The sequence below is a fragment of the Paenibacillus sp. FSL K6-1318 genome, assembly GCF_037976905.1.
GTDB lineage: Bacteria > Bacillota > Bacilli > Paenibacillales > Paenibacillaceae > Paenibacillus > Paenibacillus amylolyticus_A.
In genome coordinates this window covers 4,777,562-4,800,434 of sequence record NZ_CP150270.1, presented here as the reverse complement: position 1 = coordinate 4,800,434, position 22,873 = coordinate 4,777,562, and the positions used below count along the sequence as shown (strand labels likewise).

The 22,873-nt window shown below is 47.9% G+C and carries 22 protein-coding genes; 10 read left to right on the top strand and 12 right to left on the bottom strand.

What is annotated here, in order from left to right; translation table 11 throughout:
* Positions 1 to 8 precede the first annotated feature (8 nt).
* A complete protein-coding gene (locus NYE45_RS21270; protein ID WP_340013862.1) occupies positions 9 to 548 on the top strand; it encodes an RNA 2'-phosphotransferase in 540 nt (179 codons plus the stop codon).
* Between the two features lie 186 nt (positions 549 to 734).
* Here NYE45_RS21270 and NYE45_RS21265 read toward each other — a convergent pair whose 3' ends face one another.
* The 5 genes from NYE45_RS21265 to NYE45_RS21245 form a co-directional block, all read right to left on the bottom strand.
* Positions 735 to 1,592 (bottom strand): SDR family oxidoreductase, encoded by an 858-nt coding sequence (locus tag NYE45_RS21265; RefSeq protein ID WP_340013861.1) that lies wholly within the window; start codon positions 1,590 to 1,592, stop codon positions 735 to 737.
* Between the two features lie 111 nt (positions 1,593 to 1,703).
* Positions 1,704 to 2,129 (bottom strand): Rrf2 family transcriptional regulator, encoded by a 426-nt coding sequence (locus NYE45_RS21260; protein WP_036668516.1) that lies wholly within the window; start codon positions 2,127 to 2,129, stop codon positions 1,704 to 1,706.
* Positions 2,130 to 2,190: 61 nt separating this feature from the next.
* Positions 2,191 to 3,015: a carbohydrate ABC transporter permease gene (locus NYE45_RS21255; protein WP_036668529.1), complete on the bottom strand. Its 825-nt coding sequence runs from the start codon at positions 3,013 to 3,015 to the stop codon at positions 2,191 to 2,193.
* A 1-nt stretch (position 3,016) separates the two neighbouring features.
* Positions 3,017 to 3,889, bottom strand: a complete 873-nt coding sequence (locus NYE45_RS21250; RefSeq protein ID WP_017687164.1) for a sugar ABC transporter permease — start codon at positions 3,887 to 3,889, stop codon at positions 3,017 to 3,019.
* A gap of 100 nt (positions 3,890 to 3,989) precedes the next feature.
* Positions 3,990 to 5,291 (bottom strand): ABC transporter substrate-binding protein, encoded by a 1,302-nt coding sequence (locus tag NYE45_RS21245; RefSeq protein WP_340013860.1) that lies wholly within the window; start codon positions 5,289 to 5,291, stop codon positions 3,990 to 3,992.
* A gap of 138 nt (positions 5,292 to 5,429) precedes the next feature.
* Between NYE45_RS21245 and NYE45_RS21240 the strand changes: the two genes are divergently transcribed.
* Together NYE45_RS21240 and NYE45_RS21235 are read left to right on the top strand one after the other, a co-directional pair.
* On the top strand, positions 5,430 to 7,349 hold the full coding sequence (locus NYE45_RS21240; protein ID WP_340013859.1) for a histidine kinase: 1,920 nt from the start codon (positions 5,430 to 5,432) through the stop codon (positions 7,347 to 7,349).
* Positions 7,342 to 8,166, top strand: coding sequence for a response regulator (locus NYE45_RS21235; protein ID WP_340013858.1), 825 nt, complete (start codon positions 7,342 to 7,344; stop codon positions 8,164 to 8,166). Before NYE45_RS21240 ends, NYE45_RS21235 begins: the two co-directional genes overlap by 8 nt.
* Here the strand turns inward: NYE45_RS21235 and NYE45_RS21230 are convergent, their stop codons facing one another.
* The 4 genes from NYE45_RS21230 to nirB form a co-directional block, all read right to left on the bottom strand.
* Positions 8,167 to 8,796, bottom strand: a complete 630-nt coding sequence (locus tag NYE45_RS21230; protein ID WP_340013857.1) for a YfbR-like 5'-deoxynucleotidase — start codon at positions 8,794 to 8,796, stop codon at positions 8,167 to 8,169.
* A gap of 286 nt (positions 8,797 to 9,082) precedes the next feature.
* Positions 9,083 to 9,865: a formate/nitrite transporter family protein gene (locus tag NYE45_RS21225; RefSeq protein WP_062835574.1), complete on the bottom strand. Its 783-nt coding sequence runs from the start codon at positions 9,863 to 9,865 to the stop codon at positions 9,083 to 9,085.
* 49 nt (positions 9,866 to 9,914) lie between these two features.
* The gene (nirD, locus tag NYE45_RS21220; RefSeq protein ID WP_017687170.1) at positions 9,915 to 10,241 is read right to left on the bottom strand and encodes a nitrite reductase small subunit NirD; all 327 of its coding nucleotides are present in this window, start codon (positions 10,239 to 10,241) and stop codon (positions 9,915 to 9,917) included.
* A gap of 56 nt (positions 10,242 to 10,297) precedes the next feature.
* Positions 10,298 to 12,727, bottom strand: a complete 2,430-nt coding sequence (gene nirB, locus NYE45_RS21215; protein WP_340013856.1) for a nitrite reductase large subunit NirB — start codon at positions 12,725 to 12,727, stop codon at positions 10,298 to 10,300.
* A gap of 276 nt (positions 12,728 to 13,003) precedes the next feature.
* Between nirB and NYE45_RS21210 the strand changes: the two genes are divergently transcribed.
* The gene (locus tag NYE45_RS21210) at positions 13,004 to 13,711 is read left to right on the top strand and encodes a metal-dependent hydrolase (RefSeq protein WP_062835572.1); all 708 of its coding nucleotides are present in this window, start codon (positions 13,004 to 13,006) and stop codon (positions 13,709 to 13,711) included.
* A 238-nt stretch (positions 13,712 to 13,949) separates the two neighbouring features.
* Here NYE45_RS21210 and NYE45_RS21205 read toward each other — a convergent pair whose 3' ends face one another.
* The 3 genes from NYE45_RS21205 to NYE45_RS21195 form a co-directional block, all read right to left on the bottom strand.
* Positions 13,950 to 14,270, bottom strand: coding sequence for a hypothetical protein (locus tag NYE45_RS21205; protein WP_062835571.1), 321 nt, complete (start codon positions 14,268 to 14,270; stop codon positions 13,950 to 13,952).
* Between the two features lie 227 nt (positions 14,271 to 14,497).
* Entirely contained in the window at positions 14,498 to 15,571 is a 1,074-nt protein-coding gene (locus NYE45_RS21200; protein WP_340013855.1) for a M42 family metallopeptidase, read from the bottom strand.
* Positions 15,572 to 16,173: 602 nt separating this feature from the next.
* Entirely contained in the window at positions 16,174 to 16,302 is a 129-nt protein-coding gene (locus tag NYE45_RS21195; protein ID WP_340013854.1) for a hypothetical protein, read from the bottom strand.
* Between the two features lie 103 nt (positions 16,303 to 16,405).
* Between NYE45_RS21195 and spoVAC the strand changes: the two genes are divergently transcribed.
* From spoVAC to NYE45_RS21165, 6 genes are all read left to right on the top strand, one after another.
* Entirely contained in the window at positions 16,406 to 16,858 is a 453-nt protein-coding gene (gene spoVAC, locus NYE45_RS21190) for a stage V sporulation protein AC (RefSeq protein ID WP_047844446.1), read from the top strand.
* Positions 16,855 to 17,871 carry a stage V sporulation protein AD gene (spoVAD, locus tag NYE45_RS21185; protein WP_062835569.1) on the top strand — a complete coding sequence of 339 codons (1,017 nt, stop codon included), beginning with the start codon at positions 16,855 to 16,857 and terminating at the stop codon, positions 17,869 to 17,871. Before spoVAC ends, spoVAD begins: the two co-directional genes overlap by 4 nt.
* A gap of 5 nt (positions 17,872 to 17,876) precedes the next feature.
* The gene (spoVAE, locus tag NYE45_RS21180) at positions 17,877 to 18,227 is read left to right on the top strand and encodes a stage V sporulation protein AE (protein WP_062835568.1); all 351 of its coding nucleotides are present in this window, start codon (positions 17,877 to 17,879) and stop codon (positions 18,225 to 18,227) included.
* A 207-nt stretch (positions 18,228 to 18,434) separates the two neighbouring features.
* Positions 18,435 to 19,391: a MoxR family ATPase gene (locus NYE45_RS21175; RefSeq protein ID WP_062835567.1), complete on the top strand. Its 957-nt coding sequence runs from the start codon at positions 18,435 to 18,437 to the stop codon at positions 19,389 to 19,391.
* Between the two features lie 3 nt (positions 19,392 to 19,394).
* Positions 19,395 to 20,642, top strand: coding sequence for a DUF58 domain-containing protein (locus NYE45_RS21170; RefSeq protein WP_340013853.1), 1,248 nt, complete (start codon positions 19,395 to 19,397; stop codon positions 20,640 to 20,642).
* The gene (locus NYE45_RS21165) at positions 20,639 to 22,852 is read left to right on the top strand and encodes a transglutaminase domain-containing protein (protein WP_340013852.1); all 2,214 of its coding nucleotides are present in this window, start codon (positions 20,639 to 20,641) and stop codon (positions 22,850 to 22,852) included. The genes NYE45_RS21170 and NYE45_RS21165 overlap by 4 nt, the downstream gene beginning before the upstream one ends.
* Positions 22,853 to 22,873: the final 21 nt, after the last annotated feature.

The window sequence follows — 22,873 nt, the reverse complement described above, 5'->3', positions numbered from 1 at the left end:
TGATCGCATTGGATCTGATGAAATTAAGCAAGGAACTCTCATACGCTCTGCGACATGCCCCGTGGGAGTATGAGCTGGAGCTGGACGAAGAGGGTTGGGTGGGAATTTCGCAATTGCTGGTGGCTTTGCATGAAAGTCCGCAGTGGAAGGAAGTCACGGAAGCTGATCTGGAGCAGATGATTCAAGCCTCGGAGAAAAAGAGACATGAGATCTCTTCAGGCCGCATCCGGGCATTGTATGGACATTCGACTCCGCACAAGATATCCAAGTCACCTGCCGAGCCACCGGAAATCCTGTACCATGGTACCCCGGCACGGGTAGTGAATTCCATTATGGAACATGGCTTACAGCCACGGCAAAGGCAATATGTACATCTGTCCGCAGATATCGATACGGCCAATCAGGTGGGACGAAGACGGGATGATCAGCCGGTCATTTTGAGAATCAATGCTGCTCAAGCGGCCCTAGATGGAATCCTCTTTTATCATGGAAATGAAAATATCTGGCTGGCCGATCATATTCCTGCACGTTATATTCTTGAGGCTTGACCTATGAGCAATGAGCGATGAACTGTCGTGGAAATTACAAACACCTACATCGAATGGCAGTCGCAAATGAATGGGTTGAGTGTACAGTCATCTGTTCAACTTTTATATCGTTGTATTGATCGTTAGCTACACCAAAAAGGGACACATCCAACATTCGTTGGTGTGTCCCTTTCTCATATCGAAAACTTACTTGCCTACAATTGCTTTGATACCTTCGCTTAGTGGCTGAGCCGGACGGCCAAGTAATGTTTCCAATGTATTACTTTCTACAGCCAGTGCGCCTTCACGGATGGCACTTTGCATATCAACGAGCATGGATACGACAAAGTCCGGTAGACCTGCACCTTTCATGATGTCAGCATAAGCCGCATCGTCCACGTTCTGCACGTTGATTTCCTGTCCAAGCACTTCACCAACAATGGCAGCCAGCTCAGCTTGCGTGCGAAGTTTGCCAGACAATTCATACACAGTATTTTCATGTCCTTCACCTGCAAGTACAGCTGCGGCAGCATGAGCGTAATCACTGCGTGTAGCCCAGCCTACTTGGCTGTCGTTGGTGGCATGCACCCAAGGTGCGCCTTGCGTAGCTTCTTGTACGCTGCCTGCTTCATTTTCCAGGTACCAGTTATTGCGTAAGAGGGAATAAGGAATGCCAGACTCACGAATAGCCTGTTCTGTAGCGCGATGTACTTCAGCCAGGGACAGGGTGTTTTTCTCTGCATTCACAACGCTTGTATAAGCGACGAAGCCCACGCCTGCTTTTTTGGCAGCATCCACGGCCGTCTGATGTTGGCGAATGCGCGTTTCATTGTCACCATCGGTGGAGATGAGCAACAGACGGTCTACACCGGCAAAAGCTTTCTCCAACGTCTCCGGTTGATCGAAATCACCGTGACGCACGTCAACGCCTTGAGCACGAAGCGCTTCCGCTTTCTCCGGATTACGTACATTGACTGCCAAATCCTTGGCAGAATCCGTTTTTAACAATGCTTCTACGACCAGTGAACCCAATTGACCTGTTGCGCCAGTAACCAAAATTTTCATCTTCTTTTCCTCCTAGGATATGTGTTTTGTTTGAATATGGATGTAATCAAAAGTGTTATAACAGGTGTGATTACAACGAAAGGGTTAAAAAAAGCTCACTATGAGCTTTTTTTATTCAGAGACATGAATCTGATCCATCATCTGCTGTATGGTTACACGATTCAAGCGCTGTTCCATGGCTGTCTGAGCCTCAATGAGTTCGGCACGTAAGGTGTGTTCAATCATATTGCCCACCGGACATTTCGGGTTCGGATGTTTGTGAAAGTTAAACAATTCCCCATCCTCCACGACCTCAAGCGCTCGATATACATCGAGAAGGGTAATGTCCGCCGGATCTTTCAACAAGGAAGCACCGCCCACACCAGGTCTGACGTCGATCAGACCCGCCTGTTTCAGCTTGGACATAATCCGCCTGATAATCACGGGATTCGTATTCACACTCTGAGCGATAACATCTCCGGTGCATTCATTGGGCATAACAGCGATCAGGGACAGGGTATGAACCGCAATGGAAAAGCGACTGCTGATTTGTCTCATGGATGATCACCACCGTTGTAACCATCATAGTTACAAAATGAGTTGTTGTCAACTAGATCTTTTACCCCTTAACAGCCCCTGAAGTCAGTCCCCCAACAATATACTTTTGCCCAATGAGGAACACAATTAACACAGGCAAGGACGTGAGCACGATATCCGCGCTGACCAGATTCCATTGGGCACTGAATTGTCCGAAGAAATTATATACAGCCAGCGTCATCGGCCACATTTCCACCGTGTTGAGCATATAGAGTGGAGCAGTGAATTCATTCCAGACACTCAGGAAATTCAGGACAAATACCGTCACCAGCACCGAGGTTAACAAAGGCACAATGATTCGCAGGAATAGCTTGATCCCATTACATCCGTCCATGATCGCGGCTTCATCCAGCTCCTTCGGGATGTTAGACACGAATGCATACGTAATGAACAGCGAGATCGGAATGCCCATGGCCGTGTAGAGCAGAATCATGCCGACATGTGAATTGATCATACCCATGGACTTCATCACTTCCATCAGCGGAATGTAGTTGAGCGGCAGTGTGATACCGAGAATCAGGAAGAAGTACAGAAACTTGCTGAGCCTCGAATGGTTGCGTGATAACGTGAAGGCCGAGAAGGCCACAACAAACACCAGTAGCAGGGAAGAAGCCCCGGAATGCAGCAGACTGTTGAAAAAGGAACCGCCTAAATGTCCCTGTTCATAGACGATTTTGTAATTTTCGAAAATAAACTTCTCGGGCAGCGTCAGTTTTAGCACTTTGGCCTCGGCGTCCGACTTGAATGAATTCAGTACAATGACCACAAAAGGAATCAAGACCACCAGGCTAAGCAGCCAGGCGAGTGCATTTAACCCGATCGAAGCCAATCTTTTTCTCAATCGCATATCAGTATTCCACCTTTCGGTTCATCAAACGAATGATGAAGAAGGAGATGATCGCCATGATAACAAACAGGATGGTGGATAGTGCGCTCCCGAGTCCCCAATACCCTTTGGCAAAAGAGGAATAGACCGCCGTGTTAATGACATCCGTCGCGTTGCCGGGGCCACCATTGGTCAGCACGTATACGGCATCGAATACTCTCAGTCCATACGTAATATTGAGTACCGTGGCGATAGTGATCGTAGGCATCAGCATCGGAATCGTGATTCGGAACAGCTTTTGCCCGAACCCGGCGCCGTCAATGGATGCTGCCTCGTAATAATCGCGGGGGATGGCGAGCAGTCCGGCGATGAACAGCACCATGATATACCCCATGCCTTTCCACGTATCCACTGCCATGATGGATGGCATGGCCCAGGTCAGGGAGCCCAGCCAATTCTGGGCGAGAACGTCCAGTCCCATAGAACGTAGGGTTACGTTAACGAACCCGTTGTTGGGGTCGAGCAGACTTTTGAACACAAGCCCAACAATCAGAAACGACAGCACCTGCGGTGAGAAGATAATCATCCGATGCAGATTGGCGGCCTTTACACCGCTGACCAACAGTAGAGCCAGGAACAAGCCCAGAACCGTCTTGGCAATGGATGTAACCAGGGTGAACAGGACTGTATTTTTGATAAAAAGCAGATAGGTCGGATCACCCGCCAGAATAGTGCGGAAATGCTCCAGACCGATAAAGTTCTTCTCCGAACTATAGCTGTTCCAGTCAGTGAAGGAGTAATAGATGCCCAGCAGGGCGGGAGCGACAATGAACAGCAGATATAACACAATCGCTCCAGATGAGAAATACCAGGGATAGATTTTGTTCGCATTCATAATCCGTAACACCTTTCCTTCCTGCCAAAATACACAAGCGGGCAAATGCCCGCTGCATGTAACGCTGTTCAGCGTTTATGTTTATCTGAAAGATACGCTATTATTGCCACGCTTCATCCTTCAACACTTTGGCTTGTTCAGCCCGACGTTTATCAATATTTTGCAGAATCTGATCCGGTGTCATGGCTCCAGCGAACATGCCTGACAAGTCCTTGCCAATATCCATCCATTGTGGATCAATATATTTCACAGCGGCCTGCATGACCGTACCTTTTTCATGATTTTTCTCATAATCAATATAATCCTGTGTCAGCTTCGGTTCGATTTCCGGCCAGCAGATCGTCAGGTTACCTTCACCTTCATCGAACACACGTTGCAGATGATCGTGCTCGGTAATCCAGCGGAAGAATTTCAGCACTTCTTCGGGATGTTTACTGTTTTTGTTGCCAAACATCGCAGCCGATCCGCCCGGATTCACGCCAATCGTCTGATTGTCACCCCATGGCATGACGAAGAATCCCATATTGTCTTCCATTTCCGGATACGCTTCGGACACTTCCTTTTCCGTACCTGGCACCCGCAGCAGCATAGCCGCTTTCTCCTGACCAAACGCCTCAATTCCCGCTTCTACCGTATTGGACAAGAAGTCTTTGCCGAAATAACCGAGATCCGCAAATTCTTTCAACTGTTCAATGACCGTCTTAAGCTGTGTCATATCTGCCACTTTCATCTCATTATTGTTCAGCTTCTCATAGGTTCCAGCTGTCGTTTGTTCATAGTTAGGCCCCGTCTCGAACAAAGGCAGAACCTGATACCACCCACTGGCAGGTGCTTGATAGAACGGAATAATGTCTTTATCCTTAATTTTCTGGCTGATTGCCTTGAATTCGGCATAGGATGTAGGAGGCTCAATGCCAAGCTCTGCGAAGATACGTTTGTTATAGTACACATACCAGATTTTCGTTGGTGCAAAAGAAACCCCGTACACCTTGTCATTGTGACTGACAGTTGGCAAAATCTCTTCGGACATCCGACCTGTGAATTCCTCATTGGTCAGGTCAATGGCATTTTCCTCCGGTCTTACGTTGGCCGGCATGCTGAGAGGGTCGACATCGACATTGAAAATGTCAGGTGCTTCGCCAGAGGCCAGCTTCACCTTGATCAGGTCACGCCACTGTGCGTCAGGTACGACCTGAAAGTCAATTTTGACACCCGTCTCCTGCTCATATTCCTTGGCCATCGTCTGCATGATGCCTGTACGCGGAATACCGGATTGACTTGTTCCAAACGTGAGTGTCACCTTACCCGAACCTTCAGCACTTTTCCCTGAGTTGCATCCGGCAAGCAGCAGGGTGGAGAGCAAGAGCACACTTGCAAGCGAAAATAGAAATCGTTTTCTCATCATTGAACCTCCCGGAATATAAAGAAAATTGTCACTTGCCGAAACGCTTAATGTAAGCGTATTCTTATGTGGATAACTTTACTGCGAAGAACGAATGCGCTCAATAGACAAAAGCGTTCTGTTGGGTGGACATTTTCGTTGGGTGTAACCAATATCATCATAGGACGAGGTGCGTGGGGATTGCGGTATCGATTTGGAACGCTTCAGCAAAGTCTGTTTGCCTATTACTCTGCGGTATTTATTATCTTTTCGCTGATTGTGGCGGGGCTTCTGTATGTTTTTCTCGCAAATGACATTCGTCATCGAAGTGAAGAACAGCAGAAACAACTGGGGGTATCGATTGTCGGCAATCTGGATCAGGAAGTGGTGAAAATGAACAACTTCTCCATGAATATCGTCTATTCCAATCTGGTAAAAGAACACTTCAGTCACTACTTGGCACCAGCAGAGGACAGTGAGCAGACACTGACGAGTGATCCGGCATTGTATAAGGATACAACCACACTGATTGATGTCATTCTGGCAATTATCAGCAGCTCCAATACAGCCAAGCAGGCCAATATCTATGATGTGAACGGCAAGATGCTGGGAGCAGGTGCATTCAACGGGCAACTGTCTGTGGATCTGACTCAGCGACCTTGGTACAAGGAAACGTGGGAGCGGAGTGGCTGGCGAGTGATCCGTCTGTTAGAGGGAGGGGCTTTGCCCATGCCAACAGGGGAGGGGAAATCAGATCAACCCTACATTTCGCTTACCCGGGTATACAAAGATGGCAATTATGTCAGTCAGGGCGTGGTTGAGATTTTGCAGGATGCCGGAACCCTGTTCCAGCATTTGAATGACTTGCAGGCGAGTAACGATGAGCTTCGCATCTATGTGATGGATGAACAAAATACACGGTTATATCCGCTTTCGTCGGACGCCGATGCTTCCGAAGCAGGCCATTTCGATGATGTGGACTTGATTCAACATCGTACATTTCCCCCTGATACCATGCAAGAAGTAACCGATCCTCTCGATCATTCCAAGCAAATGATGACGTACATGACGTCACAGGAGACGGGATGGACCGTTGTTGTCATGCAGTCGAAGCAGTCCCTTTTCGCGAGTCTCAACCGGATGGCTGTGATGTTTATCGGTGCGACGTTAGCTACTCTCATGCTGATTCTGGTTCTCTCGTATCTGATCTCCAAACGGGTCACTTTGCCGCTCCATCGCTTACAGCGCATTATTCAGAAGACGGGTGAGAACGATCTGATATCAGGTCAGGCTTCGGCGCATTTGTTCAAGTTGGATCATCCCGGTTCCATCCGGGAGATGGATGAGTTGAATGATACGTTTATCCGGTTGAATCAACAGCTTATGCAGTCCTTTCAGGACAGGCTGGCGATGAAATCTCAGGAGACAGAAGCGAGATTACTGGCGTTACAATCCCAGATGAACCCGCATTTTCTCTACAACAACATCACGAATATTAGCATCATGGCGGAAGAAGGCATGAATGAGCAGATTGTCGCGTTTTGTGGTCATATTGCATCCATGCTCCGTTATATTTCTACTCCGGGTAAGAACGGGGTTCCACTGTCTCAGGAACTGGATTATTGCGAGCGTTATCTGGAGTGTATGAAGATTCGGTTCGAGGATGATCTGCACTACGCGTTCCATATTCCGGATGAGATGCAACATATCCAGGTTCCGATGCTGATGGTACAACCACTACTCGAAAATGCCATGAAATATGGACTGGGTGATAGCCCTCCATGGAGACTGAACATTACTGGAGAAATGGATACGGTACAGGAGACTTGGCAGATCTACGTGGAAGACAACGGGCCTGGCATGGAACCCGAGGCACTTGCCAAGATCTTGCATTACATCGAACAATCACAGGAGTGGGAGCGTATGCCCGATCTCGAAATTAACGGAATGGGACTCAAGAATATTTGGGTCCGATTGAAATTATGGTATGGCACGGCAGCCCACATGCATATTGCAAACAAGCCTTCCGGAGGTGTCCAGATTACACTAGGTGGTTCCATTCGAAAGGAGCATGACTGAACCCATGACGATCAAGTACAGGACGATTATTGTGGAGGACGAGGCCTTGATTCGCCGTAATGTATCGCGCAAATTCAAAGAGCTGGGCACCCGGTTTGAGGTGATCGGTGAGGCGAGGAACGGTCAGGAAGCGTTACAACTGATCGAACAATCCGTACCTGATCTGGTTGTAACCGATATTCAGATGCCAGTGATGAATGGATTGGAATTGGCCAAATATCTGTATTTTGCCTACCCGCATGTGAAGATTGTCATTCTGAGTGGTTATCATGAATTCGAGTATGCACGACAGGCGATCAGTTACAAGGTGGAGGATTATCTGCTTAAACCATTATCGGAAGAACAGCTTCGTACACTGCTGGATGCGATGGAATTGAAGCTTGGGAGCGCTGTGGATTCGCTTGCCCATGTCAGTGCCGTGCTGGACGAGCAGGTGAAGCCGGAGGACATTGCAGAGGCCGTTAAGCTGTATTTGAAGCAGAATTACATGCATGAGATTACACTCCAGGACATGGCGGGACAGATGCATTTTAGTGTGGACTATCTGGGGAAGTGCTTTAAGAAAGTAACAGGGGAGACTCCACTGAAATATATGACAGGCCTGCGAATAAATGAAGCCAAGCGCATGCTCGTTACTCACGAGAATATGGATATCAAGACCATTGGCGGAGCGGTGGGGTATGGTGATTCCCACTATTTCAGCCGGATTTTCAAAAACAAAACAGGAGTGTACCCTAGTGAGTATCGACTGCAATTACAGGAACGAAAAAAAGCTCTGTCCATGGATGATGAGCACCACCATGTTGACTTGAGCTGATTACTGGGCCAAAGCTTCTTCGGTTATTTTGCGAATATCAAACGGGGAGCGAATACCTTCATCGATCATGTCGGGGAGAATCTGTTCCAGAAAATACTGTACACAGTGGAGGTCGATATTTTTGATTTTGACCAAAGCATAACGGTACATGACGATAAATTCTTTTTCCGTATTGCCACGTTGGAGCTCGGCAAAGGCTTCGTATACCTGATCCATCTTGTCTGCGACTTCCAGAATCAGTCCTTCGACCGATTGGTCTTTGCCTTCACGCAGCTGTCTGCGGAAAATAGGCTGGAACTCTTCAGGAATATTTTCATTAATAAAATGTTCAACCATGCCTTCTTCCACCTTTTGCAGCATCGAACGCAGCTCCAGTGAATAATGTTTGACTGGTGTTTTGATATCACCGATGAAGATTTCGCCATAATCATGACTGCTGGTGATTTCGTATAACTTCTTCCAATCGATGGTGACACCATGTTGCTCCTCAATATCTGCAAGTGTTTTGGCGTACTGTACGACTTTCCAGGAATGAGCGGATACGCTGTGTTCTTCGAATTTGAATTTGCCAGGTGTACGAATAATACGTTCAAGATCGTTGAGTGACCTGAAGTACGTGTGAACTCCCATATAAGCGATCATCCTTTGCTGGTTGAGTATACGTGTGAGTATCCATCGACTATACGCCAGCTATGTCAACTGTGGATTAACGCGGATAGCGTCAAAGGTAAAATGAAATTTTAATTCTCTTATAGAAGGACGAGAGAATGAAAGGGAGGTGTACGAGAGAGTAGCAGCTTATCGACAAACAATAAAAAGCCACGATGTGTGACTGAACATGAGTTCGGCATCCATCGTGGCTTTAGGGTATAGATGTTGTGTTACCTACGCTACATATGTGCAGTAAAATCAAAAATTAGGCTTTTTTACGCACCGGTGAAGTATACCAGTACGCCATGCCGACAAAGAGGGCACCGCCGATGATATTACCAAGTGTCACCGGGATCATGTTGTGGAACCAGCCCGCCATTGTGATTGTATCCGGGTGGTTCGGCAGCAGCCAGGATAAAGACAGTAATGTCATATTGGCAACACTGTGCTCATAGCCACTTGCGATAAATGCGTACAGACACCACCAGATGAGAACAAGTTTGGCGATATCTTCTTTGGAACGTGCTGCCATCCAGATTGCGAGACAGACGAGCCAGTTACAGAGGATACCCCGGAAGAACAACTCCGATACGGGAGCGGCCATCTTTTTGGCAGAGACGACGAATAACAGATGTTCCGGCGTAGCCGTTTTGAACAGGCCACTACCGACTATAAGCAGACTGAGCAGAATCGCACCGAGCAGGTTGCCGACAAAGACGAGTCCCCAGTTCTTCAGCGTATCGTTAACTGTGGTTCGGCCTGCCAGCGTGCTCATGGTAAAGAACATATTGTTACCTGTAAACAGTTCCGATCCGGCAAAGATGACCAGCGTGAGCGCGAGTCCGAAGGACATGCCCATCAACATGGTTTGCAGTGGTGACTGCGCTGCAAGGAGCGGAGCACCAATACTGAAGATCAGAACGATGCCTAGTCCTACATAGGCACCAGCCATCAAGGCAGCAACCATGTAACGTGGCAGGCTTGCGTTCATTTGATCCCGTTTTTTAACCGCAGCTTCAATAATTCCCTCAACACTTGGTGTATACATCACGGTTTCCCCCATTATTTTGCATCAATCTTTGAACGTTTCAATGGAGCTATATTTCGATCCAGACCTGACCATTTTCTACCTTCACCGGATACATCTGTACTTGACCGTTGTCCGGTGCTTGCACAAGTCCGGTCGTCAGGTCGATTTTCCAATCATACAGTGGATCGTACAGATAATGCCCGGACACAATGCCTTCAGCCAGCGGCCCACCCTTAGGGTGGGGGTTGTGATTATCCGCAGCGAAGATGGTACCATCCGATGCAAGAAAGACAGCAAGCTGATGATCCTGGATTTCAACTACTCTTCCGATTCGTGGCAGGAATTCTTCAACTACTCCGGCAGGGAAGTAGGTGCCTGATTGTTTTGTCGTCAACTTAAACCACTCCTTATCTATTTAACATTCCGCCAGTATTGATCTTGCGTGCTTGTTTATGGACGAGCCGACACTTCGATGCCATGGAACATTTTGCTTTGGCCTTCCTCATTGCGAATCGCTTTTTGCCAAGGCTCTTCAACATGCTCAAGTGCAAACTCAATCCGCTGCATCAACGCTTTACGTTCCTCAAGGTTATCCACGACCACCGAGCGAATATGCTCCAGACCCATGCGTTCCACCCACTCGGAAGTCCGTTCCAGATAGTTTCCTGTCTCGCGGTAATATTGCATGATGGCGCCGCACAGTTCGATCAACTCTTCATCCGTTTTCACTTTACACAGGGAATCAGCAAGTCTTGCTTTGATACCGCCGTTACCGCCGATAAAGATCTCCCAGCCGCCGTCGTTACCTACGATACCGATATCTTTTGTACATGCTTCTGCACAGTTCCGCGGACAACCGTTCACGGCATATTTAAATTTGGCTGGCAGATCCAGACGTTCGAATTTACGTTCAATGCGAGCACCCATGGCCATGGAGTCCTGTGTACCGAAGCGGCAGAATTGGGAGCCGACACATGTTTTGACCGTACGCAGCGATTTGGCGTATGCATAACCTGAAGGCATATCCAGTTCAGCCCAGACTTTAGTCAGATCTTCTTTTTTGACACCAATCAAGTCGAGACGCTGACCACCGGTAACTTTGACAGCTTTCACATCATATTTGACCGAAACGTCAGCGATGCGTTTGAGGTCCGCTGGTGTAGTCACCCCGCCATACATCCGAGGTACAACCGTATACGTTCCATCTTTTTGAATATTCGCGTTCATGCGCTCGTTAACAAAACGGGATTCCTTCTCATCTTCGTGTGTGTCCGGTGCAATCATGCCAAGGTAATAGTTGATCGCTGGACGACATTTGGAGCAACCTTCAGGTTGACTCCAACCTAGGACATTCATGACCTCTTTGGTCGTTTGCAGTCCTTTTAGACGAATCTCGGCTACGATCTCATCTCGGCCCATAGAAGTACATCCGCATATTCCCTGTTTGGCACCACTGCTGAAGCCGTCTCCCAGCACATATTGCAGAATCTGTTCCACAACCGGCTTACATCCACCGCAAGAGCGGGTTGCACCGGTACAGGCTTTGATTTCATCTACAGTGGTAAGGCCCTGGTTTGTAATTACATCGACAATAGTTCCTTTAGTCACCCCGTTACATCCGCATACGATCTCGTCCTCGGGCATCGTTTCTACAGATGTTGCTTTCTTATGACCGCCGCAGCCTGTGCCCATGAGCGAGCTATACAATTCCTCGGTCATTTCGGTTTGATTTTTGATCAGTTTTTGCAATTCGGCAGAATCCGTTATGTCACCGAAGAGAACGGCACCAACCATTTTATTATCACGGAGCAGAATTTTTTTGTAGGTCCGTTTCCAGTCATCTTTGTGTGAAATGACGGTGTGCTCTGGACTGTCGATGAATTCACCGGTTGAAAAGACATCCACACCCGAAATTTTCAATTTCGTGGATACAACAGAACCTTCATAAGGAGCCGTTTCAACCCCGCAGATATGTTTCGCGAGAATCATGCCTTGCTCGAACAATGGGGCAACGAGGCCATAACATACCCCGCGGTGCTCTGTACATTCCCCGACCGAATAGACATTCGCAAGTGATGTCTGCATGTAGTCATCTACGATAATCCCCCGGTTCACTTCCATACCGCTTTCGCGGGCTACAGTCGTATTGGGTTTAATGCCTACAGCCATGACCACAAAATCAACATTCAATACGGAATCATCGGCAAAACGAATTCCTTCAACCCGTTCGCCGCCCAGCAGTTCGGACGTTTGCGCACCCATTTTGAAACGGATACCCTGACGCTCCAGTTCGGCCTTCAACATGGCTGAAGCTTGCGGATCAAGCTGACGCTCCATCAGATCCTGCATCAGATGTACTACGGTAACTTCCATGCCCAATTGTACCAGACCTTTGGCCGCTTCAAGACCCAGCAGTCCGCCCCCGATAACGGCCGCTCGTTTGTACTGTTTAGCAGCATCGAGCATGACATTACAATCGGCGATATCGCGGAAACCAACGACACCTTCTTTGTCATGTCCCGGTACCGGCAGAATGAAGGAGTTGGAACCAGTGGCAATGATAATTTTGTCATAAGGGAAGCGATGTCCATCCTCCGTAACGACCTCAAGCGTATCCGAATCAATTCGGGCTACAGTTGTTCCTGTATGGAGAGTAATCCCATAATCCTCATACCAGTGGAGATCATTCAGCACGATGTCATCCAATGTTTTGCTACCTTCCAATACGTAGGACAACATAATGCGGTTGTAGTTAGGGTAGGGCTCTGTGCCAAAAACGGTGATATCGAATCGCGAAGTTAATTTCAAAATTTGTTCAACCGTACTGATTCCTGCCATACCGTTACCAATGATAACGAGTTTCTCTTTTTTTCCGTTCATGTGTGTATGCCTCCTTGGATAGACGCTGTACATTACCAACAATTTTAGTGGTTTATATTTGAAATTATACAAGTAGCTGACGACAGTTTATGTGATTTAATTCACTAATAAAGATAGAAGAGTCATAAATTTAATAGTGTGAGCCCGGTCACAGAAAGTTATATTTATTTTCATACAAATAAGAAATGCGAACTATTGTTCTTATTTTGTTTTCGTTGTAAAATCGGAACTGGGCCGTATATGTTCCCTATTTCTTCGAAAGGAAGTTTTTTCATCATGATGGGAAGATCCCACCTGATTATCGGGACAGGCGTATCACTATCTGTTCTGCAGTTAGCTGGTATGCCGGTGACAGCACCGGCAGTTACGGTTGCTCTGATTGGTTCCTTATTGCCTGACATCGATGAGCCGAATTCGCTGCTGGTATCGAGAGCGTTACCTAACAGCCTGATCAGGTTGTTACAGACGATTCTGTTGCCTACAGCTGTCTTCGTGTACTTTTATGTTCATGCCAAACCGTGGAACCTGTTGCTTGCGATCCTCATTGCGCTCGTGTCATTCCTGCCTTCCCGTTCACTCCGCAAAGTGCTGATGTTTGCCATCGGACTCGGGCTGGTATTCTATGGTCACGCGTTCGCACCATGGAATCTGATTACAGGCAGCTTGTTAATGCTCTGTACCACGCTAACCCACAGGGGGTTGACACACACGCTGTATGGAACCGCAATATGGGCTGGCTTACTTTACAGCACGACTCAGCAGCAGGGACCGGAGATCTGGGTAGCGGGAGGTACGGCATATGCCATGCACTTGTTGGCTGATTCACTAACCAATCGGGGGATTCGTCCGTTACCACCACTCAAGTGGCGCATACGGGCCAATCTGATGAGTACAGGAACCAAGCGTGGAGCCGTTGTGGAGAATGTCTGCATAGTGCTTACCCTTATTTTGGCCTGGATTGCTTTCTCACCGTTATTTCTCTAGTCATCCAAAAACGCCAGTCCACTAAACTATGGACTGGCGTTTACAACAGGTATACAGTTCGTACTGCAATGGATTGTAATATCCGTGCGACCATTCAGGATTGTGAAGGTGCATCGGTAAGGCTGTCAATATCTGATGATCCAAATACAAATAAAACAACGAGAATGACGATGATCAATAGCTCTGCGAACCCATTTCCATCAAAGTCAGACATCACTTCAACCTCATTTCTTGGCGTTTAGGAATTGATTCTCTGTTGGAAAGCCCGTATAACGTCATTCAACGTCATATCGCCACCGATCTCATCGAGGAATTGCACCAGTTTATCTTGATTTGACGGTGTAACATTTTGGAGCGTTTTATATTGTCCGACCAATTCAACGACCAGTGTAGCTTCTCGAAACAAGGTGACCGCATCCACTCTTAACTTCCCGCTTACCAGTAATGCTGCAACGATAAGTTCCAGATTTCTTCCTTTAAGGTTGCCATTGAGAAGGGTGTTTGCAGCATTTGTTTTTTTGGAACCCTTATTCGATTTTCCGTTCCTTCCCACTGCCATAACAGGTCCCCCGCTGCTTGGTGTTTAATTCATCTTCCGTTATTGTATCTTATGTGTAATTTCCTATAATGTTCGGCCTATTAATCTACGTACGTTGAACTAAAGAATGTTTACACATGCCACTCCTATGGAAGAACAACCTTTCTGTGTGAATGTGTTCAACTAAATATAGTTGTGGATATAAAAAAGAGACCTCCCGATATAGTTAGGAGGTCTCTTGTCAGCTGTTACGCGTTATTAATTATGGTATTCATTGTTGTCCGATCCAGACCCTTCACCAGCTTCACGATCAGCTCTTTGGCTGCATCGTAGTCGTCTGTATGAATGATGGAAGAAGAGGTATGAATATAACGGGCACAGATCCCAATAACCGTTGATGGTACACCAATTCCACTCAGGTGAACTTGACCTGCATCGGTACCGCCTGGTGAGATGAAATACTGCATTTTGATCTGATTGGATGAAGCGGTGTCTTGCACGTACTCCACCATTCCGCGATGGGTGAACATACCCGGGTCAAAAATACGAAGTAATGCCCCTTGTCCAATATGTCCAAAGGACTGCTTGTCACCTGTCATATCATTCGCCGCGCTACAGTCTAGTGCGAAGAAGATATCCGGCTGAATCAGATTGGCCGCCGTACGTGCACCACGAAGCCCCAGTTCTTCCTGTACTGTTGCACCAGCATAGAGTGTATTGGGCAGTTTTTCCTTGTGCAGTGCTTCAACAAGTTCAAGTGCAAGTCCTACGCCGTAACGATTATCCCACGCTTTAGCCATAATTTTCTTCGGATTGGCCATGGGTGTGAATTCACAGATTGGCACGATCTGCATCCCCGGATGAATGCCCCAGGATTCTGCTTCGGCCCGGTTGTCCGCTCCAATATCGAGATACATGGTGTTCAGGTCCACAGGTTTGCTCCGCTGGGACTCGTCCAGCAAGTGTGTAGGTGTAGAGCCTACTACTCCGGTAATGCGGCGATCAGGTGTGATGATTTCCAGTCGTTGAGACAGTACAGCCTGACTCCACCATCCACCCAGTGGACGGAACTTAATCATGCCCGTTTCGGTAATGCCCGTAGTCATGAAACCTACTTCGTCAAAGTGTCCGGCTACCATAACTTTAGGGCCGGCTTCCTCGCCGCGCAATACACCAAAAAGACTCCCCAGGCGATCCTGTACGAATTCCTCGGTATAAGCGGACAGTTGCGCTTTCATCCATCCGCGAAGCTCACGTTCAAAACCGGATGCGGAAGGAAACTCCGTTAATGTACGGAACATATCCATCGTTTTTTCATTCATGTGTCAACAACTCCTCTGTTGGTATGTAGTTCAGGTCACAGTAGAACGGCTACCCGCCTGTTGTCCTTTAAGATGTAGTTCAAAAAGTCCACTTTTGATTGCGAATCATGCCTAGAGGCATGATCAGCATCGAATATGAAATTCAGCCGAAATGTCCGTTGCTCACGTAGTTATCCTACGCTCCGCTACTCCATTTCTAGCTTCATCTCATCTTCTCGGTACTGAAAACCAGACTTTTGAACATGCACTTTAATATGCTGAGGACTTGTTATTTAACCACTGGTCACATTACAGTATGAACCTTGCGTTAGTGATTGTCCATGTTTATGTCACGTATTTAAGGCATGTTTTGGGCTCGGATCGTGTCCGAATTCTAAGATTCTATCCGCTGTAGTCGCAGTCCTGATGCCACTGCAATGAATATGAATATATGGAGAAGATGTCATCATTTTTTGAAGGTCTTCATGTTTAATATTCGCTTGTCTGCAACAGGAAGGAGCCAGGACATCAGATGAAGCCTCCGGAAGAGGGCACGGAAAAAGTATTGTTTATCGTTCTTTTTATCTTGCTCGTGATCGTTCTTCTTTATTTATAGAACGTAACTAAGTGTTCAGTCCGGCGTAATCCAATCCTGCTTCCACGGCATGTCCCTGTTGGAAACATATGCTGTCTGTCGCCGGATACATAACCTTCCGATCATTAACAAACAATGAATAGAGGATTACACCCATTGGCATTCAGCCGTAGCTTTGATCCATTTTCACATAGAGGAGGTCTTGTATCTTGCCAGCTCAATCTGCATCCGGAAGCGAAAAAAAAACATCGTCCCTGTCCATGGATGAAAAGGAGTACAAGAAAGTCGCCAAAAAACATGAGCCGCCTCGTCCAATCCTGAAGAACTGCCTCAAGGCATTTCTGGTTGGTGGAACCGTCTGCTTGATTGGACAGGCCATTCAAGAGGCTTTTATGGCCGGTTTCGACATGACATCGAAGGAGGCTTCCAGTCCTACGGTGGCGGTGATGATTCTCATATCGGTTATTCTAACTTGTCTCGGTGTTTACGATAAAATGGCTCAATGGGCAGGAGCAGGAACGGCTGTGCCGGTTACCGGATTTGCCAATTCCATGTGTTCTGCTGCATTGGAACATCGGGCTGAAGGACTGGTGCTCGGTGTAGGGGCCAACATGTTTAAACTTGCGGGTTCCGTTATCGTGTTTGGTGTCGTTGCAGCATTTGTCGTAGGCATTGTTTACGCCTTTCTGGGATTCGGAGGTGGACATCTATGAAGCGATTGGGTCGCCAAACGTGGCAGTTTGAGAATCGTCCACGAATTATCGGTAAAGCGGCAGTTGTAGGACCTGATGAGGGCAAGGGTCCCTTGTCATCTGATTTTGATTACGTCTATGACAATCTTGAGATCGGCGAGAAGACGTGGGAAAAGGGAGAACGCAAACTGCTGGAACAGGCCTCCCAACTGGCTTTGGTTAATGCCAATATCACCAAGGAAGAGCTTCACTTTTTTGTCGGTGGAGATCTGATGAACCAGATTATCAGCAGTTCCTTCTCAGCGCGAAAATTGGGTGTGCCTTACCTGGGTGTGTTTGGAGCCTGTTCTACTTCCATGGAAACGTTAGCGCTAGCGTCCATGATTGTTGACTCGGGAGCTGGCGATTATGTCCTTGCAGGAACGGTCAGCCATAACTGCACGGTCGAGAAACAATTTCGTTATCCTACCGAGTATGGCTCCCAGAAGCCGCCTTATGCGCAATATACCGTCACAGGTGCAGGGTGTGGTGTGGTCTCCCGTACCGGTGATGGTCCTGTAGTTACCAAAGCCACCATTGGAAGAATCATGGATTTGGGAATCAAAGATCCCTTTAACATGGGTTCAGCGATGGCACCGGCAGCAGCCGATACCCTGATCTCGCATTTTAGGGATACGGGATTGGAGCCTAGTTATTATGATCTCATTGTTACCGGGGATCTGGCTTCCGTCGGACTGCCAATTACCAAAGAGCTTTTGCAAAAAGAAGGTATTCCTATGGAACAAACGGTTTTTAATGACTGCGGCCTGATGATCTATGATCGGGAAAAACAGCCTTATGTTGTTGCCGGGGGAAGTGGATGCGGGTGCTCTGCCACGGTAACCTATGGTCACATTTTGAATCGAATGCAGAAGGGTGATCTTAAGCGTGTGCTCGTCGTTGCTACCGGGGCACTGTTGTCTCCAATTTCGTATCAGCAGGGTGAAAGTATTCCCTGTATTGCTCATGCGGTAGCCATAGAAAAGGAGGGATAAAGGTCATGCAGTTCTTATGGGCATTTATCGTTGGCGGTTTGATCTGTGTTGTGGGGCAGCTTCTGATGGATGGTGTCAAACTGACACCGGCACATACGATGAGCACACTTGTTGTGGCAGGTGCGCTTGCGGATGCATTTGGCCTGTACGACCCCTTGGTTAAATTTGCAGGTGCGGGTGCTTCAATCCCCATCACAAGTTTCGGGAATTCCTTGGTGCACGGAGCATTGACGGAACTGGAGAAAGAGGGATGGCTTGGTGTCATTACGGGGATATTCGATCTGACTGCGGCAGGGATTTCGTCAGCGATCATCTTTTCATTTCTCGCCGCATTGGTGGTTAGGCCAAAAGGCTGACATAGAATGGAATATCTACTTGAACATAAGGCGATTCAGCAAAGGCTTCGGATAACTTCTATCCGGGCCTTTTTTGTCATATTCATGCGTGAACTGCGGTGAATCTGACGGCTGGAAACAAATTGTGAGTTCCTTCGAGTGTACTCAGGCCCGTGGATCATGTACAATAAAAGGAAATCTGTATGCTTTTTTAGGAGGTTAGACCACATGCCTGTGCGCAAAGAGTCGATCCAAATCATATCCGCAGTTCGTTCGAATCTGGAATCCTGCATTATGGGGAAATCCTTTGAAATTCAACTTTTACTTACAGCTTTGCTTGCAGGCGGGCACGTTCTGATTGAAGACGTACCGGGAACTGGCAAAACGCAGTTGATTAAGGCATTATCGAAATCCATGCGCGGAGAGTACCGACGCATTCAATGTAATCCTGATATTTTACCAAGTGATATTACGGGCGTATCCGTATTTCATCCGAAGGATGAGCGCTTTTATTTCCGTCCAGGTCCCGTGATGACCAACATTTTGCTGGCTGACGAGATTAACCGGGCAACAACGAAAACCCAGTCGGCTCTGCTCGAAGTCATGGAGGAGCGCAGCGTAACCGTTGATGGCGATACATATGATCTGCCACATCCGTTCATGCTCTGTGCAACTCAGAATCCGATTGATTTTGAAGGTACGTATACATTGCCGGAAGCACAACTCGACCGGTTTATGTTGAAAATAAGTCTGGGTTATCCCGATAAAGAGATTGAGAAAACGCTGCTTAAGACACATCAGCTGGGTCAGCCTGTAGATCGTCTTGAATCGGTAACCCATATGGACCAAATCTCGGCAATCCAGCAGGAGATTAAGGAAGTCTTTATTGGTGATCCGGTCATGGACTATCTGCTGGACGTTGTTCGTCAAACCCGCTCCCACCCATCTGTATTGCTGGGTGCCAGCCCACGGGCAGCCATATCCTTCATGATGGCCGTAAAAGCTTTTGCTTTCTTGCAGGAACGTGATTATGTGCTTCCAGATGATGTGAAGACGATGGCCCCTTATGTAATCTCTCATCGGATTGTGCTTCGTCCCGAATCGAGACTGGACAGTATGAGTTCCGAGGCTGTTCTGAATGCCGTACTCCAGCAGGTACGCGTGCCCGTCTCCATGGGGCAATAGTTTATGAAGCCGCTTTTGAGTACAGTCAATAGAGGGCTGCGCCACCCACGCGTATGGAGCATCGCAATGGTGTGGATGTGCTGTCTGGCTTATGTTTTGTTTCAGGGCGGGAAGACATCACTCATGTTACTGTCGATGGTAACCCTGCTCTGTGTGTACCTTGCCATTGCTGGATTTAGCGGAGTAAGACGTGCTCAGGGGGTGCGCAAGCTATCTTCAGGTCCGGATCACGAAGAACTGCTGCATGCAGGTGACCAGGTTCAAGTACGGCTGAGTCTGACTATTCCGGGATTCCTCCCGCTTCCCTATGTGGTTGTACGTGAAATGCTGCACCGGCATAACGGAGAATCCTGGTCGTTCAAAGAAAGTTTGATTCCGAATATGCGAGGAAATGGCGAGCTGTCTTTCCAGACACCGCCACTTGAGCGGGGCAAGTATGTTTTTTCGGAAACAGAATGTGCCAGTGAGGACATATTTGGACTGATTGAACATCGCGGAAAGTTTAAGGCCAAAGGCGAGTTTCGAGTACTGCCAAGAACGGTATTTATTCCATATTGGCAGCTCTACGACCGCAAATCACGGTTATCCGGTCCTCAGACGGCGTTAACCCGTTCAAGGAGAGAGACGACCCAGATCAATGGTGTACGTGACTATGTATACGGAGATCGACTTTCCCGTATTCACTGGAATGCAACGGCGAAGACGGGGAACTGGAAATCCAAGGAGTTCGAGCATGAGTCTGTACCGAAAACCATTCTGGTTCTCGATGCGCTGGCAGCAAGTTATGAACATGGGGAAGCATTCGAAATTGCCGTATCCACGGCTGCTTCTCTGCTGGAGTATGGTGCCAGGGAACGGATGGGGATGGGATTATTGACATTGTCAGAGGAGACATCCTTCATGGCCCCCAGTGAAAGTCTGCTGGAACGACAGAAGATGATGCATCATCTGGTGGATATTCAATATAACGGGCAGGATGCCCAGCTGTTGCCTGGGGTAGAAAGAATAGCGCGTCAGCTGCCCCAGGGAGCTTATTTTGTTGTGATTTCTCCCCAGAAGGATGAAAAGATATTGGAACTGTTGCGCTGGGCCGATACGCGGGGCATGACTCCATGTCATATTCTGATCGATACCAGTGAATCCCGCCGGAGTGCGGAGTGGAATGCCATGTTGCGTGGAAGAGGCACGAGGTCATTCACGGTTTCTCACTTGCAGGAGCTTCCAACGGTGATGGGGGGAGGTTCTGTATGAGTACAAAAGGAAATGAAAGTGTTACAGGTAAACGATCCTGGTATCATGCAGCTTCATTGCTCTGGATTTTCCTGATTGGAATGCAGTGGATATCATTTACGCAGGAATCGTGGTATACGGAGACAACTTCTCTGGTGTTATGGACACTTGCAGCAGTCAGTGTGCTGGAGGTCATTCTGCCCTTCAAAACGGTGTATCGGACGATCATCAAGGCGGTTGTCGTTGTTTACATTTTGCATAAAACGCTAATTGATTACACGGTGTACATCCCTTATGGTTCTTTAACGGACCGGGCGGAGCAATTTATATTGCACATGACGCCGTACATCTGGTTCTCCTTGTGTGCTTGGGTAATGCTTGAAGCTGCTCTTCGCCTCGTGACCACAACACGTCGAATTCTTGTTTTTCTGGGTGTTAACATCATTTCGATGGGGATTCTCGATTCATTTACCCAGATTCCACTCTGGATCGAAATCGCTTGGGTGATGTTCGCGGGCATGGGATGGCTTGTATGTCAGCATTTCCGTAATTATCAGCTACAGTATCCACAAGGTTGGAAACGAATTATCCGGTATCCTTATAAAATCCTGGCCAATATTGCCATTATCTTTTCTTTGATTATTGTAGCCAGTGTCAATATGCCGGAGATTCCACCCACCTTGACGGACCCATATACGGCTTGGCGTAACTATACCGGAACTTCCACTAGTCAGGCTGGAAACGGTAACCTCGATATTCCGGCGGCTACTGAATCGGGATACAGCAGGGAAGACAATCAGCTTGGTGGAGGATTCAACTTCGACTATACCCCTGTCATGTCTGTCACCACCAATGAGCGTAGCTACTGGCGCGGTGAGACACGTGCGGAGTACACAGGCACAGGTTGGGACGACCGCGGACGCGGTGCGACAGAGAATGTTGAAGCAGGACAGCCTCTGGAGAATGATGAATCTGGTAACGTGAACACCAAACAAGTGACTCAGAACGTAACGATGCTGAATGACAATGTCTATCCGATTCTGTTTGGTGCTTATTCGATCTCGGAAGTGAGTTCGATTAACGGTGAGGACAGAACGGAACGTATGCTGTGGAATGCCGAACAGGCTGAACTGCATGTGGTGACAGACCGTCAGCAACCACAGTATCCCAAGACATACACCATCGTATCTGAAGCCCCTGTGATTGTGGAAGATGAACTTCGTACGAAGTCTTTTGAAGATCTGTATAACAGTAATCCGGCAGATGATATGTACTTGCAGTTACCATCCCGTTTCCCTGACCGGGTTTCGAATCTTGCAGCCGAGATAACGGCATCTGCGAACACCCCGTATGAAAAAGTGGCATTACTGCAAAACTATTTACAAACTAATTTTGAATACACGAACAATCCGGATTTATCTCGAAAAGTAAGCAGCGACTTTGTGGAAGGTTTCCTATTCGATATTATGGAAGGCTACTGTGACTACTTCTCCACTGCGCTGGTGATGATGGCGCGCTCGGAGGGCATTCCTGCAAGGTGGGTTAAAGGTTATGCGCCTGGACAACTGTCCCTGAATTCGGACATGCAGGCTCCACGTCAACCTGGCGCGGAGATTGAGACGACCTACACCGTTACCAATGCAGATGCACACTCCTGGGCAGAGGTCTACTTTGGTGAGTATGGATGGATTCCCGTTGAAGCAACGCCGGGCTTTGATATGCCGTTGCTCACGGAACAGCCTGATGTACAGCCTGTAGATGAGCCTGAAGAACAGCCAGAAGAGGAGCCGGTACAAGAAGAAGAACAGACCCCTGCACCTGAGCAGGCATCGTCTGCCATCCCGACTTTTGTTATCTGGGCTGCAGGAGCCATCATCGTATTGTGGGTAGCATACATGTTCTGGCGTAATCGTTTCTCCATGCGATTCTTCCTGCTTCGTCTACGGACAGGTGGACCGCTCACCCCTGAACAGAAGGTAGTGGCAGAGACCGAGCGTTGGATTCAGTATGTGAAACGCAAAGGACTGACCCGGAGCGGAGACGAAACACTTCGTGAATCGGTAGCTCGATGGAGCCAGGCCAAACCGGCTGCAGAAGCGACATTGCATGAGCTTCTTACGAAGTTTGAACAGACTCGCTACAGTCCGGCGTCCGTAACTGCCGACGACTGGAAGGGTGTCTATCAGACCGCCTTGAAGCTGCGGAAGGAACTGAAAGCGGAACGGGCATAGTTGTTGCCCGTCCCGTTTTTC

Coding starts and splice junctions, on each gene's coding strand:
- NYE45_RS21265 (WP_340013861.1), bottom strand. CDS start 1,592: ATGAAAATTTTGGTTACTGGCGCAACAGGTCAATTGGGTTCACTGGTC.
- NYE45_RS21260 (WP_036668516.1), bottom strand. CDS start 2,129: ATGAGACAAATCAGCAGTCGCTTTTCCATTGCGGTTCATACCCTGTCC.
- NYE45_RS21255 (WP_036668529.1), bottom strand. CDS start 3,015: ATGCGATTGAGAAAAAGATTGGCTTCGATCGGGTTAAATGCACTCGCC.
- NYE45_RS21250 (WP_017687164.1), bottom strand. CDS start 3,889: ATGAATGCGAACAAAATCTATCCCTGGTATTTCTCATCTGGAGCGATT.
- NYE45_RS21245 (WP_340013860.1), bottom strand. CDS start 5,291: ATGAGAAAACGATTTCTATTTTCGCTTGCAAGTGTGCTCTTGCTCTCC.
- NYE45_RS21235 (WP_340013858.1), top strand. CDS start 7,342: ATGACTGAACCCATGACGATCAAGTACAGGACGATTATTGTGGAGGAC.
- NYE45_RS21230 (WP_340013857.1), bottom strand. CDS start 8,796: ATGGGAGTTCACACGTACTTCAGGTCACTCAACGATCTTGAACGTATT.
- NYE45_RS21225 (WP_062835574.1), bottom strand. CDS start 9,865: ATGTATACACCAAGTGTTGAGGGAATTATTGAAGCTGCGGTTAAAAAA.
- nirB (WP_340013856.1), bottom strand. CDS start 12,727: ATGAACGGAAAAAAAGAGAAACTCGTTATCATTGGTAACGGTATGGCA.
- NYE45_RS21210 (WP_062835572.1), top strand. CDS start 13,004: ATGATGGGAAGATCCCACCTGATTATCGGGACAGGCGTATCACTATCT.
- NYE45_RS21205 (WP_062835571.1), bottom strand. CDS start 14,270: ATGGCAGTGGGAAGGAACGGAAAATCGAATAAGGGTTCCAAAAAAACA.
- NYE45_RS21200 (WP_340013855.1), bottom strand. CDS start 15,571: ATGAATGAAAAAACGATGGATATGTTCCGTACATTAACGGAGTTTCCT.
- NYE45_RS21195 (WP_340013854.1), bottom strand. CDS start 16,302: ATGGGTGTAATCCTCTATTCATTGTTTGTTAATGATCGGAAGGTTATG.
- spoVAC (WP_047844446.1), top strand. CDS start 16,406: ATGGATGAAAAGGAGTACAAGAAAGTCGCCAAAAAACATGAGCCGCCT.
- spoVAD (WP_062835569.1), top strand. CDS start 16,855: ATGAAGCGATTGGGTCGCCAAACGTGGCAGTTTGAGAATCGTCCACGA.
- spoVAE (WP_062835568.1), top strand. CDS start 17,877: ATGCAGTTCTTATGGGCATTTATCGTTGGCGGTTTGATCTGTGTTGTG.
- NYE45_RS21175 (WP_062835567.1), top strand. CDS start 18,435: ATGCCTGTGCGCAAAGAGTCGATCCAAATCATATCCGCAGTTCGTTCG.
- NYE45_RS21170 (WP_340013853.1), top strand. CDS start 19,395: ATGAAGCCGCTTTTGAGTACAGTCAATAGAGGGCTGCGCCACCCACGC.
- NYE45_RS21165 (WP_340013852.1), top strand. CDS start 20,639: ATGAGTACAAAAGGAAATGAAAGTGTTACAGGTAAACGATCCTGGTAT.